Genomic DNA, 22,840 nt, shown 5'->3' on the forward strand with positions numbered 1-22,840 from the left:
AAATGAACCCCTCCTCACGAGGAGGAGGGGGTAGTTAGATATAGTCTGCTTATTTTTGGTTGAGCTTTTGCAGGAACTTGTCTGACTCAGCAATCGCCGCGTTCATCTGTTTGATCGCGTACTGAATGTCTTTCTCTAAGCTAGAAAACTCCCCCTTTAGAGAGCCGATAGCGCTGGCGTTGAGGTTATGTTTTAGGTAAAGGGTATTGTCGCGCAGCGTGTTCAATACTGGCGTCATTTTTTGCTCAGCACGTTTCATTGCACTTAGCATGCTTTTGTAAGACGATTTGGTTTCACGCAGCTTTTGCTCGCTCGAACGGCGCAGCTTTGCGTTGGTGTACAGCTCTAATTCATCTTGCCATTCATCAAACAGAGCATCAGAGACATCTTCAATTGCCGCAATACGATCGCGCACGTCTTGTGCTGCTTTCTCGCTGTCTTCGTACTTATCATTAATATTGTTGTAGACCGATTCTAGCTCACCACCATCGAAGTTGGTAAGAGCGGAAAGTGCTTCAAGCGCGCTGGTAAACTCTTCCTGTGCATCTTGTTGTGACTCTTTGGCATCTTCAACCCGGTCGACCATGATTTCTCGCTTGTGATAGCCCACTTGCTCCATCGCTGAGTAATAAGCGGACTGACATCCTGTCAAAGTGAAAATTGATAGTACAATTGCTAATAAATAAGGCATTCTTATGTCCTCGACGCTAATTTATGAGATGAACTATGAACCAGTTATCAGAGAGTTACAAGGTGAGATTGATCAAGCTCGTGCCGGGGAGCGTCGCATTTGTTAAATATTTGCTTAAGCGCATGACACATGATCGCGTGAATGTGAATGCCGGCTATCTTGCTTATATCACTCTGTTGTCTATTGTACCGATGTTGACCGTTCTGTTATCGATACTGTCTCAATTCCCGGTATTTGAAAACGTTGGTGATGTGCTTCAAGGCTATATCATCGACAACTTTGTCCCTGCATCAGGAGACGCAGTAAGAACGGCGCTACAAGAGTTTGTCGCGAATACCGGTAAGATGACGGCGGTTGGCGGTGCGTTTTTGTTTGTCGCGGCGTTAATGCTGATCTCCAATATTGATAAGAACTTAAACTATATCTGGCGAGTAAAAGATAAGCGTCGACCAGTTTTTTCATTCTCAATGTACTGGATGGTGCTTACGTTAGGGCCTATTTTGGTGGGGGCCAGTATTGCGGCGACGTCGTATGTGACATCGTTAAAAATTATCGACAATGAAACGCTTACAGGAGCCTATAACGTGTTCTTGCGTTGGCTACCATTTCTGTTGTCTTTCTTTGCTTTTATGGGCCTGTACTTACTTGTTCCGAATAAGAAAGTATACCTGTCCCATGGTACCGTTGGGGCGGCCATTGCGGCGTTATTGTTTGAGTTGAGTAAGAAGGGGTTTGCTTTTTACATTACTCAATTCCCATCTTATCAGCTCATTTACGGTGCATTAGCGGCCATTCCGATCCTATTTGTTTGGGTGTATTTGTGCTGGTTGATTGTACTGATTGGCGCAGAAGTCACGGCTGCACTTGGTGAAAGAGAGCACTGGAGTGATAACTTAGAAATGATACACTCGACCGCTGAATCTCAATTAACAAATGAAGGAAGCGAGAGTCGTGATAGCGCTAATCCAACGAGTCAGTGAAGCGGCCGTTCGAGTCGATGGTGAGGTAGTCGGTGCGATCGACCAAGGCCTACTTGTCCTACTTGGTGTCGAGAAGGATGATGATGAAGCAAAAGCAAAACGTTTGATGGAGCGTGTAACTACTTACCGTGTGTTTGAAGACGATGAAGGAAAAATGAACCTGAACGTCAAGCAAGTGAGCGGTAAGGTTTTGGTGGTGTCGCAGTTTACGTTACCAGCGGACACCAAAAAAGGCACTCGCGCGGGGTTCTCTCGTGGTGCACACCCTGCCGATGCAGAACGTCTGTATGACTATTTTTCTGATCTGTGTGAGCAAGAGTTGCCAACGCAGCGAGGCCGATTTGCGGCTGATATGAAGGTGTCCCTGGTAAATGATGGCCCAGTGACGTTTTGGCTGCAGGTTTAATTGCACTCGAAAAACCAATGTGCCCTAGCAACCATAACATCATGGTCTAAGCTTTAAGCCCAAGTGTATTGAATTTGCTTGGGTATTTTTCCATAAGACTTTCATTTGATTTGTACTTTCAAGGATTGATATGTTCAAACTTATAACGCCAAAAACAGAAAATCAGCTTAATAAGTACTATCAGTTTCGTTGGCAGATGCTGCGAGAGCCTTGGCAGATGCCGGTCGGTTCGGAGCGCGATGAATTTGATGCGATGAGCCACCACCGGATGATTGTCGATGGTCGTGGCCGCCCGATGGCGATTGGGCGTTTGTACATCACCCCAGATAACGATGGTCAGATCCGTTATATGGCAGTGAAAAACAATCGTCGTAGTAAGGGGGTGGGCTCCTTGGTGTTGGTGGCATTAGAATCTTTGGCCCGTCAGGAGGGAGCAAAGCGCCTGGTGTGTAATGCGCGCGAAGACGCGATCGCTTTCTATGAAAAGAGTGGCTTTGAACGTCGAGGTGAACTGACCGATGAACGAGGTCCAGTTCGTCACCAGCAAATGGTGAAGCCGCTCGATCCAATGGCGGAGGTATTGCGTCGTCCTGATTGGTGTATGGAGTTGCAACAACGTTGGGAAGAGCAGATCCCAATTAGTGACAAAATGGGCATCAAAATCAATCAGTATACAGGCTATCAGTTTGAGTGCAGTGCGCAGCTCAATCCAAATTTGAATCCGCATAACACCTTATTTGCGGGATCTGCTTTCACCTTAGCGACATTGACTGGCTGGGGGATGACATGGCTGTTGATGAAAGAACGTGGTTTACATGGCGATATCGTTTTAGCCGACAGTTCGATTCGATATCGTCACCCAGTGGAGCAAAATCCCGTCGCTAGCACGTCACTTGATGGTATCAGTGGTGATTTGGATCGCTTAGCATCTGGGCGTAAAGCTCGCATTGTTATTCATGTGGTGATTTACAGTGGGGATGTGCCAGCCGTCGATTTTGTTGGCACTTACATGCTACTGCCTAACTACTCGAAATTACTCCGCTGTTAGTGTTTGTTCTGTTGCGTTATCTTTGTCACCTGAGGCAGATTGATCTTCGGAAATAGAGGGCTTAGCTGGCTCATTTTCTTCGATAATTTCTTCGGGGAACTCCTCTCTCGGTTCCTCTATAGTCGGTTTATCGAAGGCATTGTGCTTTGCGGGTTCACTTGTCATTTGGACCGCTTCCGCTTGAACTTGCGCCACTTCCTTCTGTTGCTTGGGGCTACTTACACATTCGTTTATCTCCACTTCTTTACTGAGTACGTCACCTCTGATGGCCCCGCATACGTCATTTAGCGTATATACAATGCCACTCAGTGGATTATTTGCCATATCAAACTCGCCCGATATTTTGCCAGTTATGCTTTTGCCAGAGAGGGCAATAGGCTGGATGGAGACCTCGCCACGCTGAGCATCTAAACGAAGTGGGCTCAATATGACGGCTTTGAGTGAATGGTCAGCTTGTGATTTCAAGGTGGTGTCACGCAAGTTGGCCTCAACATGGCCCGTTAAGCTATAGGCAAGCATATTGCGATCGCCAACCAAGCCTTGCAAATCTAGGCTCAGGTCGGAGAAACCATTCAGTGCCAGTGCCTTTGGCAAATATGGGTGGAATAGTTGCAATGGGATGCCATCGGCATTGAGATTGAGCGTCCACGGTTGGCTAGGGGGGCTTAATTCTACTTGGCCAAAGCCTTCAATATAGCCTTGTTCAAGCGGTGCAAATAAGCGAGTGAGCTGCCACTGACCGTTGTCACTTTGCATTGAAAGCGCCGCATGAGAGGACAGTACTTGGCCATAGCTGGCATTGACGACGCTGGCATCGAGTTTTCCATGCCACATCCCCCAGTGTCCGTGGCGATGTTTCACTTCAAGTTGGTCGCCTTCCAAATTCAAACCAGAAAGCTGCCAGTAAGGTTGTTTAGATAATTGGATGACTTGGCTGCGTTCAATCTCTAATTGCTTAATATCGACTTGTTGGAGTTTTTTTGTGGCGGTTTGCCACCAATCGGTCTTATCTTCGGGTTGAATTGCCCACTTCAAGCCACTGATGGTAGCGTTGCTGATTTGCCAATGGTGTGGCTCGAAGTGGCCTGATACTCGTACTGCGCCTTGCTGCCAATCTAAGCTCAGTTCTTGCAGCCGGATCTCGCCCGGTTTGAGTTGGGCATTCAGTCTAGGTTCTACCGCAGTTTGTTGTTGAAAATGCACGCTGTCTGCTTGCAGAGAAAGTTGAGCGGTTGTATTCCATAGTGAGAGCGGCAGAGTGGCATTTTCTAGTGACAATTCTAGGTTTTTCCAGTGCCAATCACCGTACTCGATATCGGCATTGAGCAGATCGAGACTATTGATATGAGTGATCGTAATTGGCAGTTCTTGCCAAGGCTTAGCGAGCAAGGATTGCAGTTGTAGGTTGTTGATATTCAGCTTATCTACGGTCACATTCACCAGTGACCAACCTTGTGGGTATTGCTCGCCTTGGCCTGAAACTTCGCTGCCGCGCCAGTTAAACGATGCACCATAGAGCGTGCTGTCTTGCGCTCTGTAGTCTACGTCCAGTAGGAGCTTATTAAACGCTTCTCCATTCCAATACCATTGTTCGGCAGAAAGTTGGATCTCTCCATATGGTATTTGCTGAGTGTCGCTTGACCAAGTCGGTTCCTGGATTTGTATGTTCACCCCATTGATGCTGAATGCATCATCGGCGTAGTCGAGGTTCTTCAAGGCAATTTGGTGGAAGTAAACCGTGGCTAGGTTTGGCAGAGTTGGCATCCCTTGCTGAAGATCTAGACCATCGATCAGCAAACTATCGAAAATCCATTGTCCATCTCGACGAATGTCTGGGTTAAGCCATATATCCACTTGATCAATGAACGGCAGGCTTTCTTGCTTGAACGCAATTCTGTTGAGGGTGAGATGGTATGGGAACTCGTACTGAACGTTATCTGCTTGCAGTGGTAGGTCGACCAGATCCGAAATCAGATGCCATGTTTGGCGAGAATAGGAGGTGGTCAGCATGGTTACAAAGGCCGCTGGAATTGCAATGGCGAGTATGAGTATAAAAAGTAGAATCCGACCTGCTGTTTTCATCCGACTAAAGCCTGTACGTAATGTGGAGTAAGTCGCGAGTCGTTGACTTACTTAGATAGGCTTAAGCTTGTATCAATCTTGGGTGGGATTCAATAAAAAGCCCCTCAAAATAGGGGCTTGACGATGGTTTTTGTAGCTAAGTCACGAAGACGTAGATCGTGGTTTAGTCGAGTTGAGGACCAGCAGTCACCAATGACTTACCTTCTGCGTTGTCAGTGTATTTATCAAAGTTATTGATGAAACGCTCTGCTAAATCTTTCGCTTTGCTTTCCCACTGTAGTGGGTCAACGTAGGTATCACGAGGATCAAGGATGCTTGGATCCACACCTGGTAGTGAAGTTGGCACTTCTAGGTTGAAGATTGGAATGTGCTTCGTTTGTGCGTTTTCAATTGAACCATCAAGGATGGCATCAATGATGCCGCGTGTATCTTGGATAGAGATACGTTTGCCACTACCATTCCAGCCCGTGTTCACCAGGTAAGCTTCTGCACCTGCCGCTTCCATGCGTTTCACCAGTACTTCTGCGTACTTAGTTGGGTGTAGCGTTAGGAACGCTGCGCCGAAACAGGCAGAGAAGGTTGGTGTTGGCTCTGTAATACCACGCTCTGTACCTGCTAGTTTGGCCGTAAAGCCTGATAGGAAGTGGTACTTAGTTTGCTCAGGTGTTAGTTTAGACACGGGAGGAAGTACGCCAAATGCGTCTGCCGATAGGAAGATCACTTTGTTTGCATGACCGCCTTTCGATACTGGCTTCACGATGTTGTCGATGTGATGCAATGGGTAAGACACGCGAGTGTTCTCTGTCTTAGAACCGTCATCAAAGTCGATAGAACCATCATTGCGAACCGTCACGTTCTCTAGCAGCGCATCGCGACGGATGGCGTTGTAGATATCTGGTTCCGCTTCTTTCGATAGTTTGATGGTCTTCGCGTAACAGCCGCCTTCGAAGTTGAACACGCCGTCATCATCCCAGCCGTGCTCATCATCACCAATCAGTGCACGTTTAGGATCGGTCGATAGGGTAGTTTTACCTGTACCAGATAGACCGAAGAAAATCGCTACGTCGCCTTCTTCACCCATGTTGGCACTACAGTGCATAGATGCGATGTCTTTTAGCGGCAGGAAGTAGTTCATCATCGCGAACATGCCTTTCTTCATCTCGCCGCCGTACCAAGTACCGCCGATCAGTTGCATGCGCTCTGTTAGGTTGAATACCGTGAAGTTTTCAGAGTTAAGACCGTGGTCTTCCCACTTCTCGTTAGTGCATTTCGCACCGTTCATTACCACGAAGTCTGGTTCAAACGTTGCCAACTCTTCTTCTGTTGGACGGATGAACATGTTTTTTACGAAGTGCGCTTGCCATGCGACTTCAGTGATCACTCGAATGCTCAGGCGAGTGTCTGGGTTTGCACCACAATAACCGTCAATCACAAATAGGCGCTTACCAGAAAGCTGGTTGGTCACGAGCGCTTTTAGGTCATTCCATACTGCTTTGTTGATTGGTTTGTTGTCGTTTTTCACTGCATCGGAAGTCCACCACATGTGCTCTTCAGTGGTTTCGTCTTTAACGATGTACTTATCTTTTGGTGAGCGACCAGTAAAGATGCCGGTATCTACGGCTACCGCACCGAGTTCTGTCACCACACCACGTTCATAACCTTCCAGGTCAGGACGGGTTTCTTCCTCGAACAGCATTTCATAGCTCGGGTTACGAATAACCTCTTTGACGTTATGCAGTCCATGCTTGGTTAGATCAAGTGTTGCAGCCTTTGTATGTTCCATAACGGTCATAGGTGCTCCTTATTAGGATTTTGTAGGGATTTTGTAATATTGTTTTTAAATTTATCTACTCACATGCTAGCAACGGGGCGGGGAGAAAACAGGGATATAGGTCAAAAAATACCCACTATTTACATGTGGATTTAGGTGTCCCGTCACATATTGGTTTGAGTAGTTTATCGTGTGCACAATCCATTGCGCCAGAGCAAAGTGATTATTAATCTTTTAAAATTAAGAGGTTGCTTTATTACATGCAAAGCTAGATGTTACGGGGGTTGGGTCACAAAAAGGCCAGCATAGCGCTGGCCTTTTGATAGGTAAATTACAAGCTTGGTAAGCTATGAAAATTAATGTAGCGTTTTGCTCTTTGGCTGAGCTTGTACATATAGCTCGGTGATCTCAGATTCGTCAAATGAATATGACGTGCCGCAGTAATCACAATGTAAAGAAACTGATCCTTCTTCGGCCAAAATGTCATAAATTTCAGACTTTTCTACCGTGATGATGGCTGCGCCACTGCGTTCGCGTGAGCAACCGCAATGGAACTCCACTGGTTGCGGCTCGTACAGGCGAACTTTGTCTTGGTTGTACAGTCGGTATAGCAGCTCATTGGCTTCTAGCGTGAACAACTCTTCATTTTTTACCGTGTCGGTTAGTTGCTCTAAGTGCTCGAAATCTTCAGGTGTGCCTGTACCATCTGGCATGGTTTGAATCATCATACCCGCCGCGTGTGCTTTACCTTCATGCTCGCCAGTGCGGATCCATAGACGCGTTTTTAGCTGCTCTGAGTTTGCGAAGTAACCTTCGATCACTTCTGCTAGCGTGTCACCTTCTAGGCCTACGACACCTTGGTAGCGCTCACCTTTCTTCGGCTCGATAGTGATCACTAGGTAGCCTTTGCCCATCATGTCATGCAGGCTAGCGTCATCAGCAATGTTGCCTTCCCAGCGTGCAACGCCACGGATTTTCTGGTCATGGTCACCATTGATAACCGCGAGAGACACCGGACCATCACCTTGCAGTTGGATGGTGATTGAGCCTTCGAATTTCAAAGTTGCCGTCAAAAGTGTGGTTGAAACGAGTAGCTCACCCAACAGCTTTTGCAATGCTGCCGGATATTCCTTGCTGGAGATAATACGTTGGTATGCTTCATCCAATTGTACCAACTCGCCACGCACTGAAAGGTCTTCGAACAGGTAGCGGTTTAAAACATTATTTGCCATGGAGTGCTTTCCTCGTGGGTAATTCCGGCTTCTATTGGTGTTTGAACTTGATGATGTCACGACGCTGCTTTTTATCTGGGCGGCGCTCGGGACTTGGGTTATGGGCGTTCAGTTTACGTTGCGTCGCCATCTCTTCACGTTGACTGATGCTTGCTTCAGTTTCGCGATAGAGCGTTTGTGCGACAGGTGCACCCATACGTCGGTCGGAGATTTTCTCGATAACCACGGTTTTCTCTTCGTTACCCTGACGAAGGCGGATCTCTGCACCCAGCTCTACGATTTTACTCGGTTTGCTTCGTTGGCCATTATAGTGGACTTTGCCACCATCGACCATATTACGAGCGATAGAGCGGGTTTTATAGAATCGGGCTGCCCAAAGCCATTTATCTAGCCTTACGGCTTCATTTTCGGAACTCATAGAACTCTACACTATCTAATCACTGCACGAATGGTGCAATGACTGGTGGATTATTCACCTATAGATGGTGTTAAGGCGGTTTTTTTTCAAGGGAGTTGGCAAAAACTCAATAAGAAAAAAGGTACAAAATTTAAGTTGTGATATAGTTTGGCGCTCTTTGTTGAGTAGTAATTTTATTGCAAATTTAGCAACGTAGAGTCGTTTTCGCCTATAACAAGGACGGCTGACGTTAGAATAAAGGAATGAGTTCAGTGAAGCGTTTAGAGCTAAGTGCAGGATTATCAAGTAGCCCGCTACTGGCTCAGATCAAGTCCAATCATCGTGCTATTCAAGCAAAACTCAGTTTGTTTTTAACTTGCCTATTTATTGCCATTACTGGGTGGATTCTCGGTAAAGTGGTGTGGTTAGTCATGCCTCAAACGGCGGATGTGGCTCAATGGAAACCGTCAGTCAGCGACGTCTCATTGAACAACCAGCGTGATGTCATCGACTTTAATGCCCTCCAAAGCGCCAATTTATTCGGTCAATACACGGAGCAAAAGCCGGTCGTCATTGAGCAGCCCGTGGTGAAAGATGCGCCGAAAACTCGGTTAAACCTTACTTTGGTTGGGGCAGTGGCAAGTTCCAATGCCAACACGAGCCTGGCCGTTATCGCGAATCGTGGTAAACAAGCGACTTACGGCATTGGTGAAGAGATCGAAGGGACACGAGCGAAATTAAAAGCGGTATTGGTGGATCGTGTGATCATTGATAATCAAGGCCGTGATGAAACTCTGATGTTGCAGGGTATTGAATACAAGAAGTTGTCTGAAACACCTCAGGCGACCCGACCACAAGCAACGAAGTCAGCTGTCTCGTCAACCGTGGGTGATAAGTTAGATCAAATTCGAGCGGAAATCGCACAAGATCCGCAGAGCGTATTTAAGTACATCAACATTTCCCCAGTGAAAAAAGAGGGGGGAATTGTCGGCTATCGCGTCTCACCAGGTCGTGATCCGGCGCTGTTTAATGATGTCGGTCTAAAAGCGGGTGATATTGCGGTGCAATTAAATGGGATCGATTTAAGTGATCCGTCATCTTCAGTACAACTGATGCAGGTGATGAACGATCCGCAAGAGCTGAATTTGACTGTTGAGCGTGATGGCCAGCAGTACGACATCTATATCCAATTGTAATACTTAGGCAATCTGCGTAAGTTCAGGGAGACATACGTGAAACATTGGTTTAGCAAAAGTGCTTGGTTATTGGCAGGGACTCTTCTCTGCGCACCAAGTGCGATGGCGAACGAATACAGTGCCAGCTTTAAAGGCACGGATATTCAAGAATTCATCAACATTGTTGGTCGTAACTTAGAAAAGACCATTATTGTTGACCCCTCAGTACGCGGAAAAATCGACGTACGCAGCTATGACGTATTAAATGAAAAGCAGTACTACAGCTTTTTCCTTAATGTACTCGAAGTGTACGGTTACGCCGTGGTTGAAATGGAAGATGGTATTCTCAAGGTCATCAAAGCCAAAGATGCAAAAACGTCGGCGATTCCTGTGGTGAGCAGTAACGCGGAACCGGGTGATAGCGTCATCACTCGCGTTGTGGCGGTGCGTAACGTTTCGGTGCGTGAGTTATCTCCTTTGCTGCGTCAGCTTATTGATAATGCTGGCGCGGGTAACGTGGTGCACTACGATCCAGCCAACATCATTTTGATCACAGGTCGCGCTGCGGTGGTCAACCGTTTAGCAGAGATCATCAAGCGTGTAGATCAAGCTGGCGACAAAGAAGTGGAACTGGTGGAGTTACGTAATGCTTCTGCTGCGGAAATGGTACGTATCGTTGATGCCTTGAATAAAACCACCAATCAGAAAAGCACACCTGAATTCCTCGAGCCAAAAATTGTGGCTGATGAGCGTACTAACTCGCTGTTGATTTCTGGTGATCCGAAAGTACGTGCTCGCCTGAAACGTTTGATTCGTCAACTTGATGTAGAAATGGCGACCAAAGGCAATAACCGAGTGGTTTACCTCAAGTATGCCAAAGCAGAAGACTTGGTTGACGTGCTTAAAGGCGTTTCTGACAACCTGCAAGCAGAGAAGCAAGCAGGTCAAAATGGTGCATCGAGTACGCAACGCGGTGAAGTCGTGATTGCGGCTCACGAAGCGACCAATTCACTCGTATTAACGGCGCCGCCAGATATCATGATGGCCTTGCAAGACGTGATTGCTCAATTAGACATTCGCCGCGCGCAGGTATTGATTGAGGCACTGATTGTCGAGATGGCTGAAGGCGACGGCGTGAACTTGGGCGTGCAGTGGGGTTCGCTAGAGACAGGCGCGGTGATTCAATATGGCAACACTGGCGCACCGATCGGCCAAGTTATGGTTGGTCTGGAAGAAGCGAAAGACATCACTAAAACAGAAAGTTTCTGGGATAGTGAAAACAATCAGTGGGAAACCCGTGAATACACTGAAGATGGGGATTACTCGACACTCGCCGCTGCACTCGGCGGTGTTAATGGCGCGGCAATGAGCATCGTTATGGGTGACTGGACGGCGCTGATCAGTGCGGTGGCGTCTGATTCAAATTCCAATATTTTGTCTTCACCAAGCATTACCGTGATGGACAACGGTGAAGCATCCTTTATCGTCGGTGAAGAAGTCCCTGTGATTACGGGCTCTACGGCGGGCTCAAATAACGATAACCCATTCCAAACCGTTGATCGTAAAGAAGTGGGCATCAAGCTGAAAGTGGTCCCTCAGATCAACGAAGGTGATTCCGTGCAGTTGAACATTGAGCAAGAAGTCTCCAACGTTCTCGGTGCCAACGGCGCTGTTGATGTGCGCTTTGCTAAACGTCAATTGAATACCTCCGTCATGGTGCAAGACGGCCAAATGCTGGTACTTGGCGGCTTGATTGATGAGCGTGCGTTAGAAAGCGAATCGAAAGTGCCACTGCTTGGTGACATTCCCGTGCTTGGCCATTTGTTCAAATCGACCAGCACTCAGGTAGAAAAGAAAAATTTGATGGTGTTCATTAAGCCAACGATTATTCGCGATGGCGTGACGGCCGATGGCATTACGCAACGTAAGTACAACTTTATTCGTGCAGAGCAGCTCTATAAAGCAGACCAAGGTTTGAAGCTAATGGCGGATGACCATATTCCAGTGCTTCCAGAGTTTGGTCACGAACGTAAGCACCCAGCAGAAATTCAAGTATTCATCGACCAAATGGAAGTGAAGTAATGGTGGATATGTTAGACACAGCGCCAAGCTTGCGTCGTCTGCCATTCAGTTTTGCCAATCGCTTTAAACTGGTATTGGAGACGGAGTACCCTGAGCGCCCTCCAATGTTGTATTACGTTGAGCCGCTTAATCCAGCGGCTCTGGTTGAAGTGCGCCGCGTACTCAAACAAAGCTTTATACCTCAGCCTATCGACAAAGAGGCATTTGATAAAAAGCTGACAGAAGCGTATCAACGCGACTCTTCTGAAGCACGTCAGTTGATGGAGGACATTGGTGCGGATAGCGATGACTTCTTCTCTCTGGCGGAAGAGCTGCCACATGATGAGGACTTGTTAGAGTCTGAAGATGACGCGCCAATCATCAAATTGATCAACGCCATGTTGGGTGAAGCGATCAAAGAAGGGGCGTCGGATATCCATATCGAGACATTTGAGAAAACCCTTTCTATTCGTTTCCGTGTCGATGGTGTTCTACGTGAAGTCTTAACCCCAAGCCGTAAGCTGGCACCGTTGCTGGTCTCCCGTGTGAAAGTCATGGCGAAACTGGATATCGCAGAAAAGCGCGTGCCTCAAGATGGTCGTATCTCACTACGTATTGGTGGGCGTGCCGTTGACGTGCGTGTCTCGACCATGCCTTCTTCACACGGCGAGCGTGTGGTAATGCGTCTATTAGACAAAAATGCCACTCGGCTTGATTTGCATAGCCTAGGTATGACGCCATCGGTGCATAGCAGCTTTGCTCACCTGATTCAGCGCCCTCACGGCATCATTTTGGTGACCGGCCCAACCGGTTCTGGTAAATCAACCACCTTGTATGCGGGCTTGCAAGAGATTAACAGCAACGAACGTAACATTCTGACGGTTGAAGACCCGATCGAATTTGATATCGATGGTATTGGTCAGACACAGGTCAATCCAAAAGTGGACATGACTTTCGCCCGTGGTTTGCGTGCGATTTTACGTCAGGACCCGGACGTGGTGATGGTGGGTGAGATCCGTGACTTGGAAACGGCGCAGATTGCCGTTCAAGCCTCGTTGACGGGTCACTTAGTGATGTCGACCCTGCACACCAATACCGCGATTGGTGCGGTTACGCGTCTGCGTGATATGGGTATTGAACCTTTCCTCATTTCATCTTCGCTACTTGGCGTACTTGCGCAACGCTTAGTTCGTACGCTTTGTCGAGACTGTAAAGAGCCTTACGAAGCGGACAAAGAACAGAAGAAATTGTTTGGCATGGCAGAGCATGAGTCTCTGGTTCTGCATCGTGCCAATGGCTGTGAAGCGTGTAACCATAAAGGCTATCGTGGCCGTACTGGTATTCACGAGCTACTGATGATGGATGAGAAAGTGCAAGAACTTATCCATCGCGAAGCGGGTGAACAAGAAATTGAAAAAGCGGTACGTGCGCACACGCCAAGTATTCGCAGCGATGGACTGAGTAAGGTACGTCTTGGTATTACTTCTCTTGAGGAAGTGATGCGCGTAACCAAGGAAGTGTAATGGCGGCATTTGAATACAAAGCGCTGGATGCGAAAGGCAAGCAAAAGAAAGGCACGATTGAAGGGGATAATGCCCGTCAGGTGCGCCAACGCCTAAAAGAGCAGGGAATGATCCCTGTAGAGGTGATGGAAGCCAAAGCAAAAGCCGCTAAGTCTTCAACGACGGTGGGGTTTAAGCGTGGCATCAAGACTGCCGAGCTCGCACTGATCACGCGCCAACTTTCTACGTTAGTACAGTCAGGCATGCCGCTTGAAGAGTGCCTCAAGGCGGTTTCAGAACAAGCAGAGAAGCCGCGTATTCGTTCGATGATTGCTGCTGTTCGCTCCAAGGTCACCGAAGGTTACCCACTGGCTGATAGCTTAGGTGATTACCCGCATGTGTTTGATGAGCTGTATCGTTCAATGGTGGCGGCGGGTGAAAAGTCGGGTCATCTTGATGCGGTTTTGGCGCGTTTGGCCGACTACGTAGAAAACCGTCAGAAGATGCGATCTAAATTGCTGCAAGCGATGATTTACCCAGTGGTATTGGTGGTCTTTGCTGTGGGCATCGTCTCTTTGCTGCTCTCTTCTGTGGTGCCGAAAATCATCGAACCTATCATTCAAATGGGACAAGAATTACCGCAATCGACCCAAATTCTGCTGGCAGCCAGTGAGTTTGTTCAAGCGTGGGGCTTCATTATCTTTGTCGTGGTGGTGGTGTTTTTTTACGGCCTCAAACTCGCATTGCAAAAACCAAACTTTCGCTTGTCTTGGGATAGAAAAATACTCAGTTTGCCGCTGGTCGGCAAAATTTCAAAAGGACTCAACACGGCACGATTTGCGCGTACCTTGTCTATTTGTACATCAAGCGCGATTCCAATTCTTGAAGGCATGAGAGTGGCGGTGGACGTGATGTCGAACCGTTACGTGAAACAGCAAGTACTCATTGCGGCAGATAACGTACGAGAAGGGGCGAGCTTGCGTAAGGCATTGGATCAGACTCGTCTGTTTCCACCTATGATGCTGCATATGATCGCCAGTGGTGAACAAAGTGGTGAACTGGAAAGCATGTTGACTCGTGCGGCAGATAACCAAGATCAAAACTTTGAATCCACAGTTAATATTGCTTTAGGTATTTTTACGCCCGCATTGATTGCATTGATGGCTGGCCTGGTGCTTTTCATCGTGATGGCGACCTTGATGCCAATGTTGGAAATGAATAACTTGATGAGCGGATAAAATTCGGGTTAAGACGTGTCTATTGATGACATGGCTTGAATCTAACTTTTGGAGAAAACAATGAAATTTAAGCGTAGTAAACAGCAAGGCTTTACACTTTTAGAAGTGATGGTTGTTGTCGTTATCTTGGGTATTCTGGCGAGCTTTGTGGTGCCAAACCTACTTGGTAACAAAGAGAAAGCCGATCAACAAAAAGCGATCACAGACATTGTGGCGTTGGAAAACGCATTGGACATGTACAAGTTGGATAACAGCGTTTACCCAACGACAGACCAAGGTCTAGACGCATTAGTAAGCAAACCGTCTAACCCAGAGCCACGCAACTACCGTGATGGTGGTTACATTAAGCGTTTGCCAAACGATCCTTGGGGTAACGAGTACCAGTACCTAAGTCCTGGCGATAACGGTACGATTGATATTTTCACCCTAGGCGCAGATGGCCAAGAGGGTGGTGAAGGCCCTGCAACAGATATCGGCAACTGGAACATGCAAGATTTCCAATAATATTGAGCTTAAACCAGCGCTAATGAAGCAAATGCAAAAACATCAAGGTTTTACATTAATAGAAATTCTATTGGTGCTGGTTTTGTTATCTCTTACCGCCGTTGCGGTGATCGCTACTTTGCCGACCAGTCAAAAAGACCTTTCTAAACAGTACGCACAAAGTTTTTTTCAGCGCTTACAACTGCTCAATGAAGAAGCGGTGCTAAGTGGCAAAGATTTCGGTCTGCGTGTTGATGACGTTAAATCTAGTTATGCATTGCTCAGTTTGACCCAAGACGGTTGGCAACCACTTGAATTAAAGCAGATCCCAAGCGAAACAAAGCTCGAGGGGGATATTTCACTGCAATTGGATTTAGGTGGCGGTGCGTGGGATAAAGACGAACGGTTGTTTGAACCTGGCTCTTTGTTTGATGAGGACATGTTTGCTGAGGAAGAGGACAAAGAGAAGAAAAAAGTGAAGCCACCTCAGGTGTTCATTTTTTCAAGTGCAGAGATTACGCCATTCACGCTTTCTTTCTTTCCTGAAGATGGTGATACGTTTAATGACGGTTGGCGAATCATTGGTAAAGAAACTGGTGAGATAAAACTACTCGCACCAGGAGAAGAAGCGGAAGACGATGACAATACGACATTCTAAGCCAAATCGTATTGGCGCATCGCACCGACAAACACGAGGCATGACGTTGCTTGAGGTGTTGGTAGCGCTCGCGATTTTTGCCACGGCGGCGATCAGTGTCATTCGCTCGGTGAGCCAGCACATCAATACCGTCAGCTATTTAGAAGAAAAAATGTTTGCAGCCATGGTTGTGGATAACCAAATGGCCAATGTGATGCTCGCAACTGAAAAGTTAAAAGCTAAAAACGGTACCGAAGAGCTAGCAGGGCGCACTTGGTACTGGAAAGTCACGCCGGTTGCCACTACGCAGCCATTGCTGAAAGCATTTGATATTAGCGTTGCGACGGAGAAAAACGCGAGTCCAGTGGTGACGGTGAGAAGTTATGTGGCTCAGTAGAATTCAACATACCGCTAAACGCGCCAATCGACAGCGTCAGCAACGTGGCTTTACGTTGATCGAAGTGTTGGTGTCCATTGCGATTTTTGCCAGTTTGAGCGTTGCAGCCTATCAAGTGGTGTCTCAGGTACAGCGCAGTAATGTGTTATCACAAGAGCGTACACAGCGTTTGAATGAACTGCAGCGTGCCATGGTGATGATGGATAACGATTTTCGTCAGATGGCAATGCGGCAAATGCGCACCAACGGTGAAGAACCGTCGAATCAACTGATTTTTTGGTCGGATTATCTGTTGGATTCGGACGCGAAAGGGGTGATGTTTACGCGTGTTGGGTGGCACAACCCACAACAGCAATTCCCACGAGGCGAAGTGACGAAAGTGGGTTACCGCATTAAAGACAATGTGTTGCAGCGAGTCTGGTGGCGCTATCCTGACACGCCAGTTGGTCAAGAAGGGGTTATTACCCCACTTTTGACTCAGGTCGACGGGTTGGATATGCGATTTTACGATGGTAAATCGTGGAAAAAAACGTGGGAAAGCAATCAAGAATTACCCCAAGCCGTCTCGGTGATCTTGCAGTTGAAAGATTACGGTGAAATTACGCGTACTTATTTGACGCCCAATGGCAAGTTGATCGCAAGTGAACAAGAGGAGGCCTCGGGAAATGACTCTGCCAATGGCGGATCCGGAGGCAACAATGGCTAACCGTCAGCGCGGCGTTGCGCTCATTATTGTCCTGATGCTGCTCGCGATCATGACCACGATTGCAGCGAGCATGTCTGAGCGTTTGTTTTTGCAGTTTCAGCGCGGCGCAAATCAGATTCATTACCAGCAAGCCTATTGGTACAGCTTGGGAGTCGAAGCGTTGGCCGAAGTGGGTATCGAACAGAGCTATAAAGACAGCGATACCATTAACTTAAGCCAGCCTTGGGCAATTAAAGATCAAGTGTATCCGCTTGATTATGGCCAAGCCGCGGGGCGCATTATTGATAAGCAAGCTTGCTTCAATCTGAATGCACTCGCAAGTGTCCAACCGACAGGTGAACAAACAACACGGCCGTATTTAGTGCAAGTGCTCCAGCGTTTGTTGGAAGAGTCTGATGTTGAGCCGTATCAAGCGGAAGTTATTGCTGACTCCACCTGGGAATACGTTGACAGTGACAATAGCGTGCGTTCGACAACGGGCGTAGAAGACAGTACTTACGAAGCGATGAAGCCTGCTTACTTGCCGCCAAATGCTTGGATGGCGGATGCCAGTGAGCTTCGCGCGGTGTACCAGGTTTCGGGTGACATTTTTCAAAAGGTGGCGCCTTTAATTTGTGCACTCCCTAGCGATGATTGGCGATTGAATGTCAATACCATTGAGGTAGAGCAAGCGCCGATTCTGGTGGCGATGTTTACTCCAGGATTGAGCAACAGTGATGCGGTGCAGTTGATCGAGAAACGCCCTTTCGATGGTTGGGACAGTGTTGATGAATTTTTAGCCGAGTCAGAATTAGCTGGCTTAAGTGATGATGTAAAGAAAAAGGCCAAAGGCTATTTGGGTGTAGACAGCGCCTTTTTTGAGTTGGATGCGCAAGTGCTGGTGGATGAATCCCGAGTACGTATCCGCAGTCTTTTGCAAAGTACGAATAGAGAAACGGTGACAGTCGTTCGCCGTCGTTTTGGAGGAATCAGTGAGCGAGTTTCTGACCGTTCGGCTGAGTAGCGAACAACAAAGCACCATTCCATGGTTGGTTTGGTCGACACAACAGCAAGAAGTGATTGCCAGTGGTGAAATCGCCGGATGGGAACATCTGGATGAACTGGTCGCGTATGCTGAGCAGCGTCCCGTGGTGGCGTTGTTGGCAAGTAATGATGTGGTACTCACCGAAGTGGATATCCCACCGGGTGCCGCACGTCAGTTTGATAGCATGTTGCCGTACTTGGTTGAAGACGACGTCGCGCAAGATGTCGAAGGTTTGCATTTTACCGTATTAGGTAAGCAAGCTGACAAAGCGCAGATATGTGCGGTTGAACGGGCATGGATTCAAACCATTTTGAAGCGCTTTTCCAGTCAAGGTATTACGATTAAACGACTCTTACCGGATGTATTGGCGCTGCCAGCTGCGAATGAAAGCAGCACGGCGGTATCAATCGGAGAGCAATGGTTGATCCGTCATACGCACACTCAAGGTGTCGCGGTGGATACCTCTTGGCTGGACTTATATCTGTCGGCTTATCTGCAAAGTAACCCGGGGTGGAAGTTGGAGTGCTACAGTTCACTGCCAGAGTCAGCCGCCAATGAGCTTTGGGTTGCGAAGCCAGAAGAGATGGCCATGGCGTTACTCGCAAAAGGCGTGGCAGATAGCAAAACCAATCTTCTGACTGGTCGCTTTAAGCCAAAATCTTCATGGGGCAAATACGTGAAGGTATGGCAAACCACGGCGATCGCCGCTGGCGTGTTACTGGTTGTGATGGTGGCTCAACAATTGTTGATGGTGCACAAGTACGAGGCGCAAGCTCAAGCTTACCGAGATGAAAGTGAACGTATCTTCCGCCAAGTTTTTCCGGACAAGCGCCGCATTCCAACCGTTAGTTATCTGAAACGTCAGATGACAGATGAAGAGCGTCGTTTATCCGGTGGTGCAAGTGATGAGTCTATGCTCTCTTGGTTGGCAGCGTTGCCCTCTACTCTTGGTCAGGTAAAAGCATTGCAGATCACCAGCTTCAAATATGATGGCCAACGAGGTGAAGTCCGAATTCAAGCGAGTAGCTCCGGCTTCCAACCATTTGAGGAAGCGCGAGTGAAGTTGGCCGAGAAATTTAATGTCGAACAAGGCCAGCTTAACCGCAACGGGGATGTGGTAATGGGCAGCTTTGTGTTGAAGCGTTTATGAGGTTGATGATGAAGAACTTAATCTCTCCAGTTCAAACTTGGTGGAGCAGCATCTCGCAACGCGAGCAACGTCTAGTGATGGGTTGCGGCGCGATGGCGGTGGTGGGCGTTCTCTATTGGGGAATTCTGCAACCAATGAATCAGCGTGCTGAGTTAGTTCAATCTCGCATTCAAAGTGAAAAGCAGTTGCTGAACTGGGTGCAAGATAAAGCCGATGACATTACAACGCTGCGCAAAAGCGGTGGTGTCAGCTTTTCTAGCCAGCCACTTAACCAAGTGGTGTCCTCTTCTGCCCGCCGATACAAGGTTGAATTAATTCGAGTGCAACCACGAAATGACAGTGTTCAAGTTTGGATCAAGCCATTAGCGTTCAACCAGATGGTAGATTGGCTGCGATACTTGAAAGAACAGCAAGGCATTGAAGTGGAATTCCTAGATATCGATCGAACAGAGCAAGCCGGTATGATCGATGTCAACCGTTTGCAATTTAAGCGAGGTTAAGGTGAAACGAGCAGTACTTTACGTTGTTATTTTTATTGCCTTTTTCTCAGTTAGCTTACTTGCTGGTTTGCCTGTCTCTTGGGTGTTGAAGCAAGCACCTACCGTGAGAGGCTTGGATATTCAAGGTGCACAAGGCACAGTATGGCAAGGCAGTGCAACGAGCGTGCGTTGGCAGAACCAAGACATTGGAGAAGTGAACTGGGACTTCCAATTATCGAGCTTGTTTGCTGGTAAAACCGAGTTTTCGGTTCGCTTTGGCCGTGGCAGCGATATGGATGTGCGTGGCCGTGGCTTAGTGGGTTATAGCTTAACGAGCGGTCCTTATGCAGAAAACCTTGTTGCTTCGATCCCTGCTGCCAAAGTGGTTGAGCAAGCGCGAATTCCGGTACCAGTCGGTGTGGAAGGTCAGCTAGAGCTTAATATCCGTCATGCGACTTACGCCGCGCCTTGGTGTAAGACAGGCGAAGGTACGTTAGTTTGGAGTGCGAGTGGTATTCAAAGCCCGCTAGGTAGCCTTGAGCTTGGTCCTGTCATTGCAGATTTGAACTGTAAAGACAGTGTGCTAACCGCATCAGGCGAGCAGCAAAGTAAGCAGGTATCGGCCGCATTTTCTGCGGAGCTGACACCGAATCAGCAGTACTCAACCAAAGCATGGTTTAAGCCGGGGGCAGAGTTTCCTTCTGGCATGGCCGATCAGCTTAAGTGGTTGGGGAATCCAAACCCTCAAGGCCAATACGAGTTTGATTACAAAGGGCGTTTTTAATCACATCTAGAAACTATCTCATCGTCAAAGAGCTGCCAATGTGCAGCTCTTTTTGCTTTTGGATCATCATAGGCCAAAATCTAATTTTGCTGTACAGTCATTTTTATCCAACATTGCCGCATTGGTTAAAAAATTGATTTTTAAATGCTTATCTGGTTGGCGTACAGGTATGAAAGTCTTTGGGTTGCCATAGGAAAAATGTGCTTAACGCTGTACCGTCGATAAAAAGGAAGGTCACGAACAGACTTCGTGACCTTATTGAATGAATGGAAAGAATGGTGAGTCTGGCAATTAATCTTTGCGTTGTAAAATCTCATCCCAAGGTAAGTCTGCATCCCCAAGAACGATGAAGTTCGGGTTCTCCAGCGTCTCGCGTTCGTTGTAAGACAGGGGCTCAAGTTGGGTGCTTAGAATGCGTCCACCGGCTTCTTCCACAATACACTGAGTCGCGGCGGTATCCCATTCTCCCGTCGGGCCCAAGCGCAGATAGCAATCCACGGCACCTTCTGCAACCAAACATGCTTTCAGTGCTGCTGAACCGAGTGGAATTAAGTCGTAGTTCCAAGCGCTGCTCATGCGGCTGGTGATGCGGTTGATATCTTGACGGCGGCTGATGGCAATCGCGATGTTTTGCCCTGGTTGTTCATGCTTGTGCGTGTGAATTTTCACGCTCTCAGACATGTCAGGAATTTTCCATGCACCTTTGCCGCTATAGGCGTAGTAAGTAACACCTGAGACAGGGCCATAAACGACGCCCATGGTCGGTTTGTTGTTGTCGACCAAAGCGATAATGGTTGCGAAGTCACCACTACCTGCAATGAATTCTTGTGTGCCATCGAGAGGGTCGACTAGCCAGTAGCGCTGCCATTGAGCGCGTTGTTCTAAGCTGATGTCTGCATCTTCTTCAGAAAGTACCGGAATATCAGGGGTTAGCTCGCTTAGGCGTTCTGTGATCAGTTTGTGCGCAGCAATGTCGGCACTGGTGACTGGGGTTTTGTCACTTTTGGTGTAGGCTTTGAACTGCTTATTTTCGTAGATATCCAAAATCATTTGCCCAGCGCTGCGGGCGACCTCGATAACTTGCGGAAGCAGATGAGATAAATCTTTGGTCATTGGCATAAGTATGGATCCTTTCTCACAATGATTGCTCGGTTTTTAAAACCGTTATTGGTTTTGGATGTGAGTGGTGTTTTGTAAGTGTTTTAGTGCCAACATTAACGCTGTGATGCTTCGTGCTTCACAAAAATCCAAGTGGGCTAATAGCTCTTCAGCTTGCGCCAGTGGCCAGCGAACGATTTCCAAGGATTCTGGCTCGTCACCTTGTTGTTTCTCTGGATAAAGAGCTTGCCCTAAAAACAGTGTCATCTTACTTGAGAAGTAGGATGGTGCGAGGATCACCCGTTTTAGAGGGACTAAGTCTCGAGAACCAAAGCCGATTTCTTCTTTGAGCTCGCGATCGGCCGCTTGTTGTGGTGTTTCCCCTGGATCGATGAGTCCTTTAGGAAAACCTAACTCATAGCGTTCCGTTCCTGCAGCATACTCGCGTACCAGCAGCAAATCACCTTGCTCTGTGACTGGCACTATCATCACGGCATCGCGTCCGCTTGGTTTCAAGCGCTCATAAATACGGTGTTCGCCATTGGAGAAGCGAAGGTCGAGGGCTTCCACTACAAACAGGTTTGATTTTGCGACCGTCTGGCAAGAGAGAATCTCTGGTGGGGTCCTTTTCGACATAGTGCTGGTTCCTTGGTGCATTGACTCAATAAGGGAAATGAGATTTCTTAATATATGAGAAGAACGCTTGAGTTTCTAGTTTGATAAACGGGTGAAAACAAAAATAGGAGGCAAATGCCTCCCATTTTATTCAGTTAAATCGATCTAAATAAGTAGCAGGTCGCTTTCGCAAGTACTCGGTGCAGACGTATTCAGAAGACGATGGTTGATGCTCTTAATAGTAAGAGTGGTCGCCACGGTCATGTTCCGTTGCGTCGCGCACGGCCGTCAGTTCACCAGCGAATTGGTTCAATAGCTCTTTTTCGATGCCTTCTTTCAATGTTACATCAACCATTGAACAGCCATTACAACCGCCACCGAATGCAACGATAGCAATGCCATCGTCTGTAATTTCAACGAGGTTTACGTGGCCACCGTGACCAGCCAGTTGTGGGTTCACCTGAGTTTGAAGTGCGTACTCAACACGTTCTACTAATGGTGCATCGTCAGCCACTTTACGCATTTTCGCGTTAGGTGCTTTTAGGGTCAGTTGTGAACCCATTTTGTCATTGACGAAGTCGATTTCCGCGTCTTCAAGGAAAGGCAAGCTTAGCTCATCTACGAATGCTGAAAAGCCGCTGTAAGCGATCTCAGTATCGGTTGCTTCAACCGCTTCCGGTGGGCAGTAAGATACGCCACACTCAGCGTTTTGTGTTCCTGGGTTTACGACAAATACACGAATGTTAGTCCCTTCAGGCTGTTGGCCTAAGAGGTTGGCGAAGTGTGTTTGCGCAGATTCTGTAATAGTAATATTTGACACGACGAATACCTGAGTGAATTTGTAGGTTATTGATGCTATTTTACTCCTGTTTATGTCTCGGTCT

23 protein-coding genes are annotated in these 22,840 nt (G+C 47.6%); 15 read left to right on the top strand and 8 right to left on the bottom strand.

Features of this window, described 5'->3' with window-relative positions; genetic code table 11:
• Positions 1–49: 49 nt before the first annotated feature.
• Positions 50–691, bottom strand: coding sequence for a DUF2959 domain-containing protein (locus AK965_RS08225; protein ID WP_099079152.1), 642 nt, complete (start codon positions 689–691; stop codon positions 50–52).
• Between the two features lie 35 nt (positions 692–726).
• Here AK965_RS08225 and AK965_RS08230 point away from each other — a divergent pair, with 35 nt between their 5' ends.
• The 3 genes from AK965_RS08230 to AK965_RS08240 all read left to right on the top strand — a co-directional run bounded on the left by AK965_RS08230 (position 727) and on the right by AK965_RS08240 (position 3,125).
• Entirely contained in the window at positions 727–1,671 is a 945-nt protein-coding gene (locus AK965_RS08230; protein WP_099079153.1) for a virulence factor BrkB family protein, read from the top strand.
• Positions 1,643–2,077 carry a D-aminoacyl-tRNA deacylase gene (gene dtd / locus AK965_RS08235; protein ID WP_099079154.1) on the top strand — a complete coding sequence of 145 codons (435 nt, stop codon included), beginning with the start codon at positions 1,643–1,645 and terminating at the stop codon, positions 2,075–2,077. Before AK965_RS08230 ends, dtd begins: the two co-directional genes overlap by 29 nt.
• A gap of 130 nt (positions 2,078–2,207) precedes the next feature.
• Complete coding sequence (locus AK965_RS08240; RefSeq protein ID WP_099079155.1) at positions 2,208–3,125, top strand: bifunctional GNAT family N-acetyltransferase/hotdog fold thioesterase; 918 nt, start codon at positions 2,208–2,210, stop codon at positions 3,123–3,125.
• On the opposite strand, the gene AK965_RS08245 is transcribed toward AK965_RS08240, so the two are convergent.
• The 4 genes from AK965_RS08245 to hslR all read right to left on the bottom strand — a co-directional run bounded on the left by AK965_RS08245 (position 3,111) and on the right by hslR (position 8,628).
• Positions 3,111–5,207 carry an AsmA family protein gene (locus AK965_RS08245; RefSeq protein ID WP_099079156.1) on the bottom strand — a complete coding sequence of 699 codons (2,097 nt, stop codon included), beginning with the start codon at positions 5,205–5,207 and terminating at the stop codon, positions 3,111–3,113. The genes AK965_RS08240 and AK965_RS08245 overlap by 15 nt on opposite strands.
• Positions 5,208–5,370: 163 nt before the next feature.
• A complete protein-coding gene (gene pckA / locus AK965_RS08250; protein ID WP_099079157.1) occupies positions 5,371–6,999 on the bottom strand; it encodes a phosphoenolpyruvate carboxykinase (ATP) in 1,629 nt (542 codons plus the stop codon).
• Positions 7,000–7,334: 335 nt separating this feature from the next.
• Positions 7,335–8,210, bottom strand: a complete 876-nt coding sequence (gene hslO / locus AK965_RS08255; protein WP_099079158.1) for an Hsp33 family molecular chaperone HslO — start codon at positions 8,208–8,210, stop codon at positions 7,335–7,337.
• A 31-nt stretch (positions 8,211–8,241) separates the two neighbouring features.
• Entirely contained in the window at positions 8,242–8,628 is a 387-nt protein-coding gene (gene hslR, locus AK965_RS08260) for a ribosome-associated heat shock protein Hsp15 (RefSeq protein WP_099079159.1), read from the bottom strand.
• Positions 8,629–8,879: 251 nt separating this feature from the next.
• Between hslR and gspC the strand changes: the two genes are divergently transcribed.
• Genes gspC through AK965_RS08320 form a run of 12 tightly spaced genes read left to right on the top strand, consistent with a single transcriptional unit; the run spans position 8,880 to position 20,243 of the window.
• Positions 8,880–9,803: a type II secretion system protein GspC gene (gene gspC / locus AK965_RS08265; RefSeq protein WP_099079160.1), complete on the top strand. Its 924-nt coding sequence runs from the start codon at positions 8,880–8,882 to the stop codon at positions 9,801–9,803.
• 36 nt (positions 9,804–9,839) lie between these two features.
• A complete protein-coding gene (gene gspD / locus AK965_RS08270; RefSeq protein WP_099079161.1) occupies positions 9,840–11,864 on the top strand; it encodes a type II secretion system secretin GspD in 2,025 nt (674 codons plus the stop codon).
• Positions 11,864–13,366 carry a type II secretion system ATPase GspE gene (gene gspE, locus AK965_RS08275; RefSeq protein WP_099079162.1) on the top strand — a complete coding sequence of 501 codons (1,503 nt, stop codon included), beginning with the start codon at positions 11,864–11,866 and terminating at the stop codon, positions 13,364–13,366. Before gspD ends, gspE begins: the two co-directional genes overlap by 1 nt.
• A complete protein-coding gene (gene gspF, locus AK965_RS08280; protein ID WP_099079163.1) occupies positions 13,366–14,583 on the top strand; it encodes a type II secretion system inner membrane protein GspF in 1,218 nt (405 codons plus the stop codon). The genes gspE and gspF overlap by 1 nt, the downstream gene beginning before the upstream one ends.
• 60 nt (positions 14,584–14,643) lie before the next feature.
• Positions 14,644–15,087: a type II secretion system major pseudopilin GspG gene (gspG, locus tag AK965_RS08285; protein ID WP_099079164.1), complete on the top strand. Its 444-nt coding sequence runs from the start codon at positions 14,644–14,646 to the stop codon at positions 15,085–15,087.
• 31 nt (positions 15,088–15,118) lie between these two features.
• Complete coding sequence (gene gspH / locus AK965_RS08290; protein ID WP_099079165.1) at positions 15,119–15,724, top strand: type II secretion system minor pseudopilin GspH; 606 nt, start codon at positions 15,119–15,121, stop codon at positions 15,722–15,724.
• Entirely contained in the window at positions 15,705–16,100 is a 396-nt protein-coding gene (gene gspI / locus AK965_RS08295; RefSeq protein ID WP_172438106.1) for a type II secretion system minor pseudopilin GspI, read from the top strand. The genes gspH and gspI overlap by 20 nt, the downstream gene beginning before the upstream one ends.
• Complete coding sequence (gene gspJ, locus AK965_RS08300; RefSeq protein ID WP_099079166.1) at positions 16,087–16,806, top strand: type II secretion system minor pseudopilin GspJ; 720 nt, start codon at positions 16,087–16,089, stop codon at positions 16,804–16,806. Before gspI ends, gspJ begins: the two co-directional genes overlap by 14 nt.
• Complete coding sequence (gene gspK / locus AK965_RS08305) at positions 16,799–17,809, top strand: type II secretion system minor pseudopilin GspK (protein WP_099079167.1); 1,011 nt, start codon at positions 16,799–16,801, stop codon at positions 17,807–17,809. Before gspJ ends, gspK begins: the two co-directional genes overlap by 8 nt.
• Positions 17,778–18,980: a type II secretion system protein GspL gene (gene gspL / locus AK965_RS08310; protein ID WP_172438107.1), complete on the top strand. Its 1,203-nt coding sequence runs from the start codon at positions 17,778–17,780 to the stop codon at positions 18,978–18,980. Before gspK ends, gspL begins: the two co-directional genes overlap by 32 nt.
• Before the next feature lie 8 nt (positions 18,981–18,988).
• Positions 18,989–19,480 (top strand): type II secretion system protein M, encoded by a 492-nt coding sequence (locus AK965_RS08315; protein ID WP_172438108.1) that lies wholly within the window; start codon positions 18,989–18,991, stop codon positions 19,478–19,480.
• A 1-nt stretch (position 19,481) separates the two neighbouring features.
• On the top strand, positions 19,482–20,243 hold the full coding sequence (locus AK965_RS08320) for a type II secretion system protein N (RefSeq protein ID WP_099079170.1): 762 nt from the start codon (positions 19,482–19,484) through the stop codon (positions 20,241–20,243).
• A 291-nt stretch (positions 20,244–20,534) separates the two neighbouring features.
• Here AK965_RS08320 and cysQ read toward each other — a convergent pair whose 3' ends face one another.
• The 3 genes from cysQ to nfuA form a co-directional block, all read right to left on the bottom strand.
• Positions 20,535–21,362, bottom strand: coding sequence for a 3'(2'),5'-bisphosphate nucleotidase CysQ (gene cysQ / locus AK965_RS08325; RefSeq protein WP_099079171.1), 828 nt, complete (start codon positions 21,360–21,362; stop codon positions 20,535–20,537).
• A gap of 45 nt (positions 21,363–21,407) precedes the next feature.
• The gene (gene nudE / locus AK965_RS08330) at positions 21,408–21,977 is read right to left on the bottom strand and encodes an ADP compounds hydrolase NudE (protein WP_099079172.1); all 570 of its coding nucleotides are present in this window, start codon (positions 21,975–21,977) and stop codon (positions 21,408–21,410) included.
• A gap of 214 nt (positions 21,978–22,191) precedes the next feature.
• Positions 22,192–22,776 (bottom strand): Fe-S biogenesis protein NfuA, encoded by a 585-nt coding sequence (gene nfuA, locus AK965_RS08335; protein WP_099079173.1) that lies wholly within the window; start codon positions 22,774–22,776, stop codon positions 22,192–22,194.
• Positions 22,777–22,840: the final 64 nt, after the last annotated feature.

This window comes from Vibrio sp. PID17_43 (assembly GCF_002608565.1).
GTDB lineage: Bacteria > Pseudomonadota > Gammaproteobacteria > Enterobacterales > Vibrionaceae > Vibrio.

Coding starts and splice junctions, on each gene's coding strand:
- AK965_RS08240 (WP_099079155.1), top strand. CDS start 2,208: ATGTTCAAACTTATAACGCCAAAAACAGAAAATCAGCTTAATAAGTAC.
- gspF (WP_099079163.1), top strand. CDS start 13,366: ATGGCGGCATTTGAATACAAAGCGCTGGATGCGAAAGGCAAGCAAAAG.
- gspH (WP_099079165.1), top strand. CDS start 15,119: ATGCAAAAACATCAAGGTTTTACATTAATAGAAATTCTATTGGTGCTG.
- gspE (WP_099079162.1), top strand. CDS start 11,864: ATGGTGGATATGTTAGACACAGCGCCAAGCTTGCGTCGTCTGCCATTC.
- gspK (WP_099079167.1), top strand. CDS start 16,799: ATGGCTAACCGTCAGCGCGGCGTTGCGCTCATTATTGTCCTGATGCTG.
- AK965_RS08315 (WP_172438108.1), top strand. CDS start 18,989: ATGAAGAACTTAATCTCTCCAGTTCAAACTTGGTGGAGCAGCATCTCG.
- AK965_RS08245 (WP_099079156.1), bottom strand. CDS start 5,207: ATGAAAACAGCAGGTCGGATTCTACTTTTTATACTCATACTCGCCATT.
- AK965_RS08225 (WP_099079152.1), bottom strand. CDS start 691: ATGCCTTATTTATTAGCAATTGTACTATCAATTTTCACTTTGACAGGA.
- hslR (WP_099079159.1), bottom strand. CDS start 8,628: ATGAGTTCCGAAAATGAAGCCGTAAGGCTAGATAAATGGCTTTGGGCA.
- hslO (WP_099079158.1), bottom strand. CDS start 8,210: ATGGCAAATAATGTTTTAAACCGCTACCTGTTCGAAGACCTTTCAGTG.
- AK965_RS08230 (WP_099079153.1), top strand. CDS start 727: ATGAACCAGTTATCAGAGAGTTACAAGGTGAGATTGATCAAGCTCGTG.
- cysQ (WP_099079171.1), bottom strand. CDS start 21,362: ATGCCAATGACCAAAGATTTATCTCATCTGCTTCCGCAAGTTATCGAG.
- gspG (WP_099079164.1), top strand. CDS start 14,644: ATGAAATTTAAGCGTAGTAAACAGCAAGGCTTTACACTTTTAGAAGTG.
- pckA (WP_099079157.1), bottom strand. CDS start 6,999: ATGACCGTTATGGAACATACAAAGGCTGCAACACTTGATCTAACCAAG.
- gspJ (WP_099079166.1), top strand. CDS start 16,087: ATGTGGCTCAGTAGAATTCAACATACCGCTAAACGCGCCAATCGACAG.
- gspI (WP_172438106.1), top strand. CDS start 15,705: ATGACAATACGACATTCTAAGCCAAATCGTATTGGCGCATCGCACCGA.
- nudE (WP_099079172.1), bottom strand. CDS start 21,977: ATGTCGAAAAGGACCCCACCAGAGATTCTCTCTTGCCAGACGGTCGCA.